This window comes from Spiroplasma sp. TIUS-1 (assembly GCF_010365785.1).
Lineage (GTDB): Bacteria > Bacillota_I > Bacilli_A > Mycoplasmatales > Mycoplasmataceae > TIUS-1.
In genome coordinates, this window is sequence record NZ_CP048387.1 from 748299 (window position 1) to 762349 (window position 14051).

At 29.9% G+C, this 14051-nt stretch carries 12 protein-coding genes; all 12 read right to left on the reverse strand.

Annotation, left to right across the window (positions count from 1 at the left end; translation table 4 throughout):
• Positions 1-26: 26 nt before the first annotated feature.
• Entirely contained in the window at positions 27-2105 is a 2079-nt protein-coding gene (gene fusA, locus STIUS_RS03370) for an elongation factor G (RefSeq protein WP_162649971.1), read from the reverse strand.
• A 15-nt stretch (positions 2106-2120) separates the two neighbouring features.
• A complete protein-coding gene (gene rpsG / locus STIUS_RS03375; RefSeq protein WP_162649972.1) occupies positions 2121-2588 on the reverse strand; it encodes a 30S ribosomal protein S7 in 468 nt (155 codons plus the stop codon).
• A 13-nt stretch (positions 2589-2601) separates the two neighbouring features.
• Positions 2602-3012 carry a 30S ribosomal protein S12 gene (gene rpsL / locus STIUS_RS03380; RefSeq protein ID WP_162649973.1) on the reverse strand — a complete coding sequence of 137 codons (411 nt, stop codon included), beginning with the start codon at positions 3010-3012 and terminating at the stop codon, positions 2602-2604.
• A 75-nt stretch (positions 3013-3087) separates the two neighbouring features.
• The gene (trmFO, locus tag STIUS_RS03385; protein ID WP_238988689.1) at positions 3088-4386 is read right to left on the reverse strand and encodes a methylenetetrahydrofolate--tRNA-(uracil(54)-C(5))-methyltransferase (FADH(2)-oxidizing) TrmFO; all 1299 of its coding nucleotides are present in this window, start codon (positions 4384-4386) and stop codon (positions 3088-3090) included.
• Between the two features lie 81 nt (positions 4387-4467).
• Positions 4468-6897, reverse strand: coding sequence for an ABC transporter permease (locus tag STIUS_RS03390; RefSeq protein WP_162649974.1), 2430 nt, complete (start codon positions 6895-6897; stop codon positions 4468-4470).
• Positions 6897-7682, reverse strand: coding sequence for a phosphonate ABC transporter ATP-binding protein (phnC, locus tag STIUS_RS03395; protein WP_162649975.1), 786 nt, complete (start codon positions 7680-7682; stop codon positions 6897-6899). The genes STIUS_RS03390 and phnC overlap by 1 nt, the downstream gene beginning before the upstream one ends.
• An 8-nt stretch (positions 7683-7690) precedes the next feature.
• Positions 7691-9304, reverse strand: coding sequence for a Vmc-like lipoprotein signal peptide domain-containing protein (locus STIUS_RS03400; RefSeq protein ID WP_162649976.1), 1614 nt, complete (start codon positions 9302-9304; stop codon positions 7691-7693).
• Between the two features lie 92 nt (positions 9305-9396).
• Positions 9397-10209 (reverse strand): Cof-type HAD-IIB family hydrolase, encoded by an 813-nt coding sequence (locus STIUS_RS03405; protein WP_162649977.1) that lies wholly within the window; start codon positions 10207-10209, stop codon positions 9397-9399.
• An 81-nt stretch (positions 10210-10290) separates the two neighbouring features.
• Positions 10291-10482: a hypothetical protein gene (locus tag STIUS_RS03410; RefSeq protein ID WP_162649978.1), complete on the reverse strand. Its 192-nt coding sequence runs from the start codon at positions 10480-10482 to the stop codon at positions 10291-10293.
• A gap of 11 nt (positions 10483-10493) precedes the next feature.
• The gene (locus STIUS_RS03415; protein ID WP_162649979.1) at positions 10494-12071 is read right to left on the reverse strand and encodes a hypothetical protein; all 1578 of its coding nucleotides are present in this window, start codon (positions 12069-12071) and stop codon (positions 10494-10496) included.
• A gap of 33 nt (positions 12072-12104) precedes the next feature.
• Positions 12105-12599: a Sua5/YciO/YrdC/YwlC family protein gene (locus STIUS_RS03420; RefSeq protein WP_162649980.1), complete on the reverse strand. Its 495-nt coding sequence runs from the start codon at positions 12597-12599 to the stop codon at positions 12105-12107.
• Positions 12599-14041: a hypothetical protein gene (locus STIUS_RS03425; RefSeq protein WP_162649981.1), complete on the reverse strand. Its 1443-nt coding sequence runs from the start codon at positions 14039-14041 to the stop codon at positions 12599-12601. Before STIUS_RS03425 ends, STIUS_RS03420 begins: the two co-directional genes overlap by 1 nt.
• Positions 14042-14051 lie beyond the last annotated feature (10 nt).

Sequence of the window (14051 nt, forward strand, 5' to 3'; positions counted from 1 at the left end):
AATATTCCAATATTTTAAGTTAATTTTTAAACAGGTTTTTTTCCTGATTTTTTAATAATTTCTTCTGCTACGTTTCTAGGAGCTTCAGAATAGTGACTGAATCCCATTGAATAGTTCCCACGACCTTGTGTAAATGAACGTAATTCTGTAGCGTATCCGAACATTTCTGATAATGGCACTTTAGCTTTAACTGTTTGTGCATTACCTCTTTGTTCTGACCCTTCAATTAATCCACGTTTTGATGAAATGTTACCCATTACATCTCCGTAGTATTCGTCGGGAATTGTTACGTCAACTGACATGATTGGTTCTAATAAAACTGGTTTAGCTCTCTTAGCTGCATCTTTCAATGCCATTGATGCGGCAATTTTATATGCCATTTCTGATGAATCGACGTCATGCATAGATCCATCAACAATTGTTGCTTTAACATCTATCATTGGGAAACCAGCGATAATACCATTTTGTAGTGAGTTAATTAATCCAACTTTAGCTGCATTAATATATTCTTTAGTAACTTTACCACCAACAATTTTGTCATTTCATTCAAAACCTTTGTCTTCATTTGGTGCAAACTCGATTACAACATGACCATATTGTCCACGACCACCAGATTGTTTAATGTATTTACCTTCTGCTTTAGTTGGCATTCTGAATGTTTCTCTGTAAGAAACTTGAGGTGCCCCAACGTTTGTTTCAACTTTGAATTCACGTTTTAAACGATCAACTAGAATATCTAAGTGTAATTCACCCATTCCAGCAATAATTGTTTGTCCTGTTTCTTCATCAGTGAAAGTTCTAAATGTTGGATCTTCATCAGATAATTTATTAAGTGATAAACCAAGTTTTTCTTGATCAGCTTTTGTTTTTGGTTCAAGAGCTAAATGAATAACTGGTTCTGGGAATACCATTGATTCTAAAACAATTTCGTTTTTTTCATCTGTTAGAGTATCTCCTGTAACTGTATCTTTTAATCCTACAGCTGCAGCAATTTCTCCAGCATATACTTCTTCAATTTCTTCACGGTTGTTAGCGTGCATTCTTAAGATACGTCCGATTCTCTCTTTTTTACCTTTTGTAGCGTTCATAACATAACTACCTTTTTTAAGTACTCCTGAATAAACTCTAAAGAATGTTAATTTACCCACAAATGGGTCAGTCATAATTTTAAATGCTAAAGCTGAGAAAGGTTCTGAATCAGAAGCTTTTCTTACAGCTTCTTTACCATTAGCTAATACACCTTTTATTGGTGGTACGTCTAACGGAGTTGGTAGGTAATCTATAACAGCATCTAATAAAAGTTTTACACCTTTATTTTTAAATGCTGATCCAGCAAGTACTGGGAAGAATTCAGCTGATAGAACACCTTTTCTAATTGCTGATTTTAATTCTGGAACAGTTAATTCTTCACCATCCAAAAATTTCATCATTAATTCTTCATCATATTCAACAGCTGTCTCAACTAAGTCTGCTCTTAACATTTCTGCTTGATCTTTAAGATCAGCGGGAATTTCAATTTCTTTAGCGATTTCTTCTGGCTTACCATCAAAATGGTATGCTTTCATTTCAATTAAATCAATGATTCCTGAGAAATCATCTTCTGCACCAATTGGTAATTGAATAGCGGCTGCTTTAGCTCCAAGTCTGTCTCCAATTGTTTTTAATGAATAAATGAAGTCAGCTCCTGTTTTATCCATTTTGTTAACAAATACAATTCTTGGAACGTTGTAGTTTGTTGCTTGTCTTCAAACAGTTTCTGTTTGAGGTTCAACACCACTTTGTCCGTCAAGAACAGCAACAGCACCATCAAGTACTCTTAGTGATCTTTCAACTTCAACTGTGAAGTCTACGTGACCTGGAGTATCAATGATGTTAAATCTGTGTTCTTTTCAAAACGCAGTTGTTGCAGCAGAAGTAATTGTAATACCACGTTCTTGTTCTTGCGCCATTCAGTCCATTTGTGATCCACCATCATGTGTTTCACCAATTTTATGAATTTTACCTGTATGTAATAAAATTCTTTCTGTAGTTGTAGTTTTTCCGGCATCAATGTGGGCCATGATACCGAAGTTTCTAATATTTTTTAAATCGTAATCTCTTGCCATAAATGGTTCCTTTGATTATCAACGGTAGTGAGCAAACGCTTTGTTTGCTTCTGCCATTCTGTGGATATCTTCTTTTTTCTTAATTGAAGCACCTGACCCGTTTGATGCATCAATAACTTCATTAGCTAATCTATCAATCATATCTTTTTCATGACGTAGTCTTGAATAGTTAATTAATCATCTCAATGCTAATGTTGTTTGTCTAGTACTTGAAACTTCGATTGGTACTTGGTAGTTTGCCCCACCAATACGACGAACTTTAAGTTCTAATTGAGGTTTGATATTGTCAATTGCTTTTTCGAAAACTTCGATTGGCTCTTTTCCTGTTTTTACTTTAATCTGTTCAAATGATTTATATAAGATGTTTTGTGCAGTTCCTCTTTTACCGTCAAGCATAATTGAGTTAATAACTTTAGTTACTAATTTTGAATTATAAATTGGATCGGGTAAAACGTCTCTTTTTTCTGCTTGTCCTTTACGCATATTCTATGGTCTCCTATTTTGGTCTTTTTGTTCCGTATCTTGAACGAGATTGTTTTCTATTTTTTACTCCAGTTGTATCTAGTGTACCCCTGATAATGTGGTATCTAACCCCAGGTAAGTCTTTTACACGACCACCTTCGATAAGTACTACTGAGTGTTCTTGCAGGTTGTGTCCTTCACCAGGAATGTAAGCTGTAACTTCCATACCATTTGTTAATCTAACCCTTGCGTACTTACGTAGCGCAGAGTTAGGTTTTTTAGGTGTCATTGTTGCTACCCTTGTACAAACTCCTCTTTTTTGAGGAGATGTTGAAAGTGTTGCTTTTTTTCTTAGTGTATTCACACCACGACCTAAAGCAGGCGCTTTAGATTTTCAAGTTTTAGCCTCTCTAGGCTTTCTAACTAATTGATTAATTGTTGGCATTAATTTCTCCTTCCACAATACCGTGTGTATTGAAGTCTAAAATATTATATCAATAAATTTAACTTCTTAATATATTTATTTCTTATTGTTAATATATTTTTTCAATTTATCAATTGAGTTTGTATATGTTCAATCTTCTGGCATTTCTGATTTCTTAATACCGGGATGTTGCAATATGCCCATATTGGCTTTCATGGGATTAAATTTTTTTAAATTTTCATTTGTTATGTATTTAATAAGCGCACCCATTACAGTATCAACAGGAAGTGGTTCAACTTTTTTATTTTGAATCAAACCAACAACACCCATTGCAGCTACTATTCCACACATTGCTGATTCAACATAACCTTCAACTCCAGTTATTTGTCCTGCAAAGAAAACATTACGTTTTCTTTTTACCTGTAATTTGTGATTTAAAATTTTTGGTGAATTTATATACTTGTTTTTGTGCATAACTCCGAAACGAACAATATTAATTTTTTCCATTCCTGGCAATGTTCTAAGTATTCTAGTTTGTTCTGGTCATTTAAGATTAGTTTGAAATCCCACAAAATTATATAGAGTATCAATTGCATCATCTTGTCTTAATTGAACAACTGCAAAAGGTAAATTACCATTTTCATCTTCTAACTGGCTCGGAGACATTGTTCCATTTAATAAAACATTTTTTCCACTTTTGGCCATATGTTCAATTGGTTGGCAACCTTTAAAAAATACTTCGTTTTCAAATTCCTGTGTTTGAACAACTTGTCCATTAATTAACTCATTTCTAAAATTGTTAAATTGATCTTCATTTAATGGAATACAAATATATTTACCCTCTCCCTTATGTCTTGTTGAAAAATAAACTTTTTCAAAATCAATTGATGACTTTTCTACAATGGGAGCTGAAGCATCCATGAAGTATAGTTTTTGATTTCCAATAACTCGTTGAATTTCTTTATTAAAAGAATCACTCAACAATGGTCCTACAGCCACTATTGTAATTTCATTTTCATCATCAATAGTTTCTACTACTTCATTTATTAATTCTATATTTTCATTTTTCATTATTTTATCTTGAATATATTTTGAAAAATTTATTCTATCAACAGCTAAAGCATCATCAGAAGGTATTTGAGTTGCTATAGCTGCTTCAATAATTAATGAATCAAACAGTTCCATTTCTTTTTTTAATATACCCACAGCGTTTTTAATTGATTTACTACGAAGTGTATTTGAACAAACAAGTTCAGCAATTGTTTCAATTTTTTGAATCTCATTTTTTTGAATTGTTTTTGATTCATATAGTTTAACTTTGTATCCTGCCTTTGACAATTGTCAAGCCGCTTCACATCCTGCTAAACCCGCACCTATAACTTTAATTATTTTCACAACTCGTGTTCCTCTTGTATGTTTAATTGTATATTTAAAAAACAGTATTTGTATAAATATACAAATACTGTTTATGGTTTTTTAATATCTATTTTTTTGTCTTTTTCTACCAATTTTATGAATAGCGTCAGATTTTTCTCTGTTAGCTAAAATATTTTTTGATAGATATTCGATAAAGTTAATTTCTTTATCTTTTAGTTTTTCTTTATTGAAAATCTTAGTTTCTTTATATACTTTTTTAATTCTGATAATTGAATCTTTTCTATCAATTAATCTTTGCTTTTGTTTGAATTTTAATTCTGTCTCAATATGAGTTCTTTCTAAGTGAATACGTTTTACGAGTACTAAAATTGACATTAAACTATCAGAAGTTAATTGCTCATCTTTTTCAATGATTCCAAATCTATAACCAACACCTTTTAGTTCAATTAATTTTTTATCGGTAATATATTTTTCATCAAACAATCAAGGTTCTACAACAGTATGGAATTCTGGATTAATTTTTTTAATCATAGCATTCGTATAGTTTTCATATTCTTTAGTTAGCTTAATAACTTGTTGATTTAATTTTTCTAAATCAACACTAACTTCTTTATCTTCAAAACTTAACTCACCATCAACCATATAATCACAAATTACTTTTTTGTCATATAGGAATTCTGATTTAAGAATATACCATGATTTGTCATAAGCTGTTCCATTATTTTTAACTACATAGTTGGCAATAAATTTATTTACAACATGCGTACGATATAGTGAAGCTAATTTATTATAGATTCAGTGATTTTGATCTAATAAAATTTTCTTTCTTAGTGCTGTCACGATATATTCCATAACAACACATGTAATCATTAACGTTAATAGAATTGAAGATAAATTTCTAAATGTACTATTACTAATAAATGTACTCATAGCAATTCCCATTTGGCCAGCTCCAACTGTAGCAAATGAAGATACCTCACGAATGTTAATATCAAATCTATATAGTGTTCAAGAAACAACTTCAGATCTAACTTGTGTTAATATTCCAAATTTAAATACATCTCATTTGTTTAATCCCATTGCTCGTAAGTTATCAACTATTTTCATATCAATTTGATCAAATGTTTCTCTAATATATTTAGACAGCATAGCTGATGTTGCAAACGCAATGGCAATTACTCCAGTAAATGGACTTAATCCTACTAGAGTAACCAAGAATATTGCAATGATGTAACCTGGTGTTGGTCTCATTATTGTTGTTAGGAATCAAAACGGTTTTGAAAAGTATTTACCACTAACTGTGTTACTACTTAATGCACCAAGGATGATTGCAATAATCATTCCAAACAAGGTACCCATAGCAGCAATCATAACTGCCTCTGTCACTATTTCAAATGATGAATAAACCATTATGTGTCCGTCTTGATCTACATGACCAAAGATTAAACTTCATGCTGGGTTGAAAATATCACCAAGATTTTTTCAACCAGTTTCAATATTTTTTGCATCTTGTTTAACAAAATCAAATTGTGAGAAAACATAGAATATAACTCCAAACACTAATAATGCAAGAGCTAAAGGTTTTAAAAATCCATATTGAGGTTTTTCTAAAACATAATTAACTTCATTTCCTTTTTCCACATTATCAAAATGAATTGGCTTGTCTTTTTTAACAATTATAAAATTTCTTATAATATATGAAACAAGTTCGATTAATAGTACTAATACAATTAGTACAAAGATACAAAATCCAGCTTCTGGAACTTTATTTAATTCAATCATGTTGAATTGAATAATGTGACCTAATCCTATTCCAAGACCCATTGCAATAATAGATAAATATCTAATATTTGTTTCTAATGAATATAAAATTGCTGACACAGTAAAGTGAGCAATTTCAGGAAATACTGTTTTCTTGAATGCTGTAGTTTTATCTACACCCATGCTTACTAACAAATTGAATGTGTTCATTCTTGCTTGTTCAATTTTATCAATAAACATTTTTGAAGCAATTGAAATAGTAAAACAAGTAGAAGCTAGAACTGTAATCAATACTTTTGATCCATAACTACCTGTAGCCATAAAAAACATTAGTACTGTCACAAAGAAGAATAATGGCATTGTTCTAAAGAATATAAAGAATACTTTCACAATTCCATTAATGAATTTATTTCTAATAATATTACTTGATGCTAAAACAGCTAACGGAATGGTTATAATAACTCCGATTACTGTTCCAGTTAATGCAAGTGAGAATGTCTCTCAAATAGATTTCATAACCTCTTTGAAAAAACCGTCTTCTCATCCAATTTCATTTCACTTAAATAGTGAACCAATAATATTTGTTGTTTCGTCATCTCAAACAAATAAACCAACTGCTTTATTTACTGGAATGATAATAAAAGAAAATATTAATAATACAGCTACGATAATAGCTAAACTTCATCAAAATATTTTTCTTGGCTTATAAATTACTTGACTGCCAACTTTATCAAGCTTATAAGAATTACCTCTTAACTTAGTAAACATTATGCAATGTCTTCCTCATTATAGTTTTCACCATAAATTTGGATCAATACATTTTTATCTACTTTACTTGTTGGCCCATCATATACAACTTTACCTTCTCTAACACCAATAATTCTTGTAGTGTATTTTAAGGCTAATTCAACATGATGAATATTAATTAAAATTGTTATGTTTTGTTCTTTATTAATTTTTTCAAAGTCTGACATTACTTGTGCAGCGAATATTGGATCAAGAGCTGACACAGGTTCATCAGCAATTATAATTGGCGCTTCTTGAGAAATTGCACGAGCTAAAGCTACACGTTGTTGTTGTCCACCTGAAAGTGATCCTGCGCGAGTATAAGCTTTATCTAAGATACCTAACTTGTATAAGGCATCCAATGCAATTCTTTTGTCTTCTTTTGTATAAATTGTAAATATTTTTCTATACCAAGGCATTCTTGTAAGTCTTGCACATAGTACATTATTTAATACTGTTTCACCTTGAACGTTGTTATATTCTTGTGTAATTAATCCAATTCTTGATTTAAATTTTCTTAACTTGCTACCACTTAAATTAGAAACGTTGTATTCAACATCTTCTCCTTTATCATCTTTCATTGTAACTATTAAGTCACCATCTGAAATAGGATGCATTTTATTAACTGTTTTGATTAGAGTAGTTTTACCAGCTCCTGATAAACCAATAATACCTACAAATTCACCATCTGAAATTTCAACATTAATATCTTGAAGAGCTATGTTTCCATTTGGTCATATTTTATTTACATTTTTGAATTTAATCATGACTTCTCCTATTTGTTTATTGCTAATGCTACTTCTGAAGCCACTTTATTTAATGCTGATTCTTGAGCTTTTTTAACTTGCTCATCATATTCAGGAGTACCTTTAAGATAGTTATCAATCTTTACAGGTGTATAACCCTCATGAGAATAAATTTTTCTCATAACACTTAAACCTTCTTCAGTATTCATTAATTCAAGAAATGACTTTCTCATTGAATCTAACAAATGATTTCCAGTTGTTTCCATATTTTCTTTTGCCACTTCGATTGACCCTTCTTTAATTGGATATTCTAAAACTTCCTCACCTGGATCTGAAATTTCATTTCTTCTAAAGAAAGATTTTGAATATAGCATTCCATCATTCATAATTCCTGATGAAGTAGTTACCATTCAAGTATCTTTTAAATAAGTTTCATTTGGATTTTTTAATTGTAACTCTGCTCTACCGTCATTAAACGCAACTCCAATATTCAAATTACCTTCTTTAACTTTCAAAGGTAACTCAGTTGCATATCCTCCAGCTTTTGAATAACCAGTCAAGACTTCAGTTGCAAAATCATTTGCTTTTTTTAAATTTGCTTCTTGTTCAGGAGTTTGAGTTCCGTCTTTACCATAATCCAGTTTTTGTTGAATTATATAATTATTAACTAATGATTCAACTGGTTTAACCATACCTGCACCCGAAGTTGCAGATGAAGCCAACCCTACTTTAGCTCCTCCTAGAACTCCAGTGTTAGCATTCTCCATAGAATTACAAAATAAATCCAAAGTAATTATTGTGTGTGCTTCTTGTGAAGTTATTCCTGATTTTGTAGTTATTGAATCATCATAATTTAGATTTTCATCTAATTTTGAATAGGCTTCTTTAATTATATTGTTATCAAAAGTTCCAGGTTTAAAGTAACTTTCAAATCTTGAATTATACTTACCACCCTCAGATAAATTAGAAACTTCATTTTTTCTTTTTTCTACATATTTTCTATTTGCAAAAATTGTAGACCTATAGTGAGTTGCATTTGCTATTGGTTCACCAGATTTTTTATCTGCTTCAGTATAGTAAATATTGTTTGCATCTTGAGCATAAACTTTATTAGCTTCCTGGGCTATGTTAAATTCATTTTTAATATCTATGCTTAAATCTTGTTCTAAACCACCGTCGTTCATTGGTTTACTTAAGCTGTTTAATTCTTCTAATGAAGCAGGTTGATCTGCTGCTATGTTTCCGTATGCTCGTAGTTCAGTCTTAACAGCTGTTCTTGTTGAAAGAAATAATGTTCCCATTTTTCTATCACTTTCTGATTTTGATTCTTTGATATCTTTTTGGTAATAAGTAGTTACAGGAATCATCCCCAATGCTGCTTGACCAGATCTTAATACGTAGGCTGCTATGTTATAGTCAGGTGAAACTTTAAATCCAACTTTTTTGTTAGATCCAGATACTTCACTAAATACTTTTTGAAATTGTTTATTTAATGTATATAGTTGTGACTCAATTTCCAAAGGGTCTTTTGATGGTACTAATAAAATTTCTATGTCGTAAATAGGTTTTCTACAAGCAACAATTGTTGTCGATGTTGTACCTATCATTAACACTGTTGCTAGTGCTGCGAATAGTTTTTTCATTCAATTTTTTCCTTTTATTTGTATAATTTAAGTATAACAAATTGCCCGGTTATTACTAATTTAGTTAATAAAAAAATAATAGCAAAATGCTATTATTTTTTGTAATTTGCAATAAAGTTTGCAACTCCATCATTGTAATTTTCATCAGTAACAAATTTTGATAATTTTTTAAGATCTTCATTTCCTTGCTTCATTGCAACAGAAATATCTACTGCCTTTAATAGAGAAAAATCATTAGGTCCGTCTCCAAAACCAAATGTTACACATTTACTTTCTGGATCTAAAATTTTTACAATTTCTTTCACTGTTTGACCCTTATCAACATCTTTAACAGCCACTTCAATTGCTCTACCATCATAAATAACTAGATTTGCAATATCTCCAAATAACTCAACAAGCTCATCAAATTCTTCTTGAATTTTGTGTGCATCATTTTTTTTGATAACAATAACCAAATGTGTAATTGATTCTTTAATATCTTCAACTGAATTAGCAACAATATATTTATTACCCATAACTTTAGCTCAAAATTCTGGTTGCTTAGATGGACCAAATCCATAGATTTCACTTTCTCCATTGAATGTCACTTTCAACTTTTTCTTATTGTAATATCTATCTCAAATTTGTTTAATTAAATCCCTTGATAATTCTTTTTTGATTAAGTACTTTTCTTCTTTAAATGAATAAACAGTAGCACCATTGTTTCCACAAATGATTCCACCTAATTTATCTAGTTCTAAATCTTTTGCTAATCTAAATAAATTGTTCATTCCTCGAGCTGTAACTGGAATTAGCATGTTACCTTCTTCATAAATTTGTTTAATTACTGCTTTTGTTTTTTGTGAAAAATGATGATCATCTTTTAATAAAGTTCCATCAAGATCTGAAAAATAAATTTTATTCATAATAACTTAGCTCCTATTAGGTTTGTTTACAATAATGATTATATAGATTTAAAAAACACCTTTCGGTGTTTTTGTTTATATTTATTTTGAATTATATTTTCTTTTTAATAATTTCATTTCTGTATTTATAACTTTCAATTCATTCTTTTTTTGTTTTAGTACTATTTTAATTTGCTTTAATTCTTCATGTGCTGAACTAATCTCATTTTTTTTATTAATTTGTTTTTCTTTTATAATTTTTTTCTCGTCAAGAAATAAGTCTTTATCTATCATGTGTTCTCCTATTAATTACTTTTTAAAAGTAACTTCCTTTTTAACTCTTCTCTGTAAGCTTGGGCGTCAGTCATTCCACTTTGTTGTTGTTTTGGTATAGCAGGTGCTGGTTTAGCTGATTGTTGCGAAACTGGCTTCGCCACTTTAATTTGTTCAACTTGTGAAACGGGTTGATTTTTTTTGATAAATGGTTGTCTATTATTTTTAACGACCTGTTTTGGATTTGGGTGGTAATATAATTCTTCTTCTGAATAATTTGGTGCTGCAGTTATTTGTCTTAATAATTCAACTCGCTCGGCAGTTGATTTAGATACCTCATCTGTTTTAGAAGGTTTAGTAATACTAATTGGTGCTGGCTCAACAGGCATAAATACTAATTCAGATTGTTGAACAATAACTGGTTGTTGTTGCTTAACAAAAATGGGTTCTGGTGACGGAATAAAAATTGTCTGAGGTTGCACTTGTTGCTGCACTTGAGGTACCACAGGTTCTGGTTGAGGTTGCACTTGTTGCTGCACTTGAGGCATCACAGGTTCTGGTTGAGGTTGCACTTGTTGCTGCACTTGAGGCATCACAGGTTCTGGAATTGGCTGATATGGCTGATAATGCGATCTAGCTTGATTAATCAATTCATCAAATGGTACAGCTTTTGTTTCCGGAATTGGCTGATATGGCTGATAATGCGATCTAGCTTGATTAATCAATTCATCAAATGGTACAGCTTTTGTTTCTGGAATTGGCTGATATGGCTGATAATGCGATCTAGCATTATTTAATAATTTTTCAAAATCAAATGGTTCTACAACTTCAGGTTCTTTCTCTTGTTCAGTTACTAATTCTTCAAAACTAATTGGTTCATCCAATAATGGTTCTGGCTCTTTTTCTTGTTCAGTTACTAATTCTTCAAAACTAATTGGCTCTTCAAAAATATTAGATTCTTCTAATTGTTCTACAGGTGCTATTGGTTCTACAGTAACATCTTCAGAAATATTTATTTCATTTTCTCCAGATTTAATAATTGGTTGAGGTTGAATATAATTATTTGAATCCATATTCTCAATTTCACTTAATTCATTTGAAATTTCTTCCATAAGGTTCTGTGAATTATCTTCAATATCAATGTAAGCTGGTGTTGAAATAATTTCACTTTTATTAGGAATAATAGCTACTAAAAATAAAGTTACGAAAACAAGAAGTCCAGAAGTAACTAAGACATAAGATAATGTTATTGTTGAAACAAGTATTGTTAACAAATATATTGCAATTGCCAATGCATTAATTTTTGTGACATTTCCTTTTTTGTTAATTTTCTTTTTTTTCTTAAATGATCCAAAAGCATATAGCATTGTTGTGATTGTTGAAAGTGATAACAAAACCATAACAACATACTTTCAATTATTAAATAACTGTTCAACTTCTGCAATTGGTGATTTAGCATTAAATCCCTTTGAAAATCAAACACTAAATCATTCTTGACCAGTTTTAAATCAACTACCTGTAAATATTTCTGTTGTACCAAAATTAAATAAACCAAATGCAACTGTTACAGTAAATAACAGAAGAAAAGGAATAATAAGTATTTTACGCATAATTTCTCCATAAATTTGTATATATATTTAATATTACCTTAAAAATGTACCCAATAGAGAATTAAATATTCTAGATGGTTCACCTTTTAATTTCTTTGTATAGTACACGTCATCTTCGTTCACTATTGTCTTAAATATTTCCAGATCATCAATATAAGGACTTCCATGAATATTTGCACTAGTTGAATATAATGCTCCAGTTTTTTCTATTATAGAAATAAGGTTTTTATCTCTTACAACTCTTACAGCTTGAAAAGGATCACCTTTTTGTGAAACGCCTATTACTGTAGTTGGTTCATTTGAAACTAATAATTCACTACTTTCTTCATCAGTATGTATTCATTTTCTGGCCATTTTTAAACTTGAAACTAGAATGATTATTTCTTGATCCTCTGGTCTGTTTTTTAATTTATTAATTTTTATTTTATTTTCTTCGCTAACAATAGAAGTTAATCCATATATTGTATCTGTGGGCAATATTAATATTTCGTTCTTTCTTAGCTTACCAACTATATTTTCAATGTTCATTAGTATCATTCCTCATCTTCAAAGTAATGTGTTGAAGTATTTGCTCTTATTAAAATTTTATGTGAATAAAACACATGAATTAATACAATTGTAATAACTATTAATGCTAATAAACTTAAGACTAATAATGAAATTAATTCAACTCCTATTGGTCATCGGAAATTAAAAGTACCATCACTTGCAACATTACTTGTACCACATAACTCTTTTATATGTGCTAAACTAGAATCTAAATCTGGATATTTATATTCCATCAAATTTTTAATCATTTCATGATTATTGTTTCAAGTTACACTGGCTTTTGACAAAAGTTCCATTGAATAAAAGTTAACCATAACTAATAGTGCAGAAAGTAAAATCAATGAAAAAGATTGAGTAGCAATTACTTTATCTTCAACATTTCAATTTCTAATGAAATAAATTGGCATAACCAATAACATAGATATCACACCCATAACCATAGCTGCTTGTACAGAAATAACATTTAAGTTATTAATTTTATCATCAGAAATAACATTAATAATAGCTCAGATATCTGAATCATCAACATTTCAACTTAATAAATCACTTAAATATAAATTTCAAGCAAACATTGACCCGAGCGATGATTTTGTGTTTAGGACTGAACCTATATATATAATTTGAGGCATTGAAATTACTAATATCAAAATAAATACTCAAAGACAAATGTTTTTTTGGTTAAGTACTGTAATTTTTGTAAAAACGTTATAAAGTTTATTTTTTCCAATATATCCTTTTTTGGTTTTGATATTCATTTTTTCAGTAATATTTGAATTTTCATTTGACAATGTTGCATGATCATAAAATGTTTTTGTATATACAACAGAGACAACTACAATTTTAATAATTGATATCGTTCAAGCTAAAGACTTTGCACTTCAAGCTAAATGAAATGAATTATCATGTTCATCAAATAATGCTTGAACTGCGTTATTTAACTCCAAGTTTTTACTATTAGATTTTATTTCTTCGAGTACCCCTTCAGCTGTTATATAGTTAATTAATTTTGTCAATTTATCATATGATGTTTCACCTGCTGTAAACGAAATTAATGAGCCTACCACTAAAATCAAAGTAAACATTAATGTTGGAAATGTGTATTTCAATAGTTTCTTAGATTTTGTTAAAGTGAATGGAACCAATAAAAAAATGGTTAAACCGACAATTAACATTGTAAATCCCAACCAAATTGAAACATCAATTTCCATTGGACTTATATTCACATTTTTACCAAAACTTTCAACAAATATATCGTTGTGATCCATATAGATTTGAAGTGTCTTACTTGAATATACAATTCCAATAAATATTAAGTTAGTTACGAATAACGCAATAATAATTGCGACACTATAAAAAACGGTTTTGTTAAAAACCTTTATTGCCTGTGTGTTAATTGAATTTTTTTGAAATAAACTTTTCATTTTGACCTTT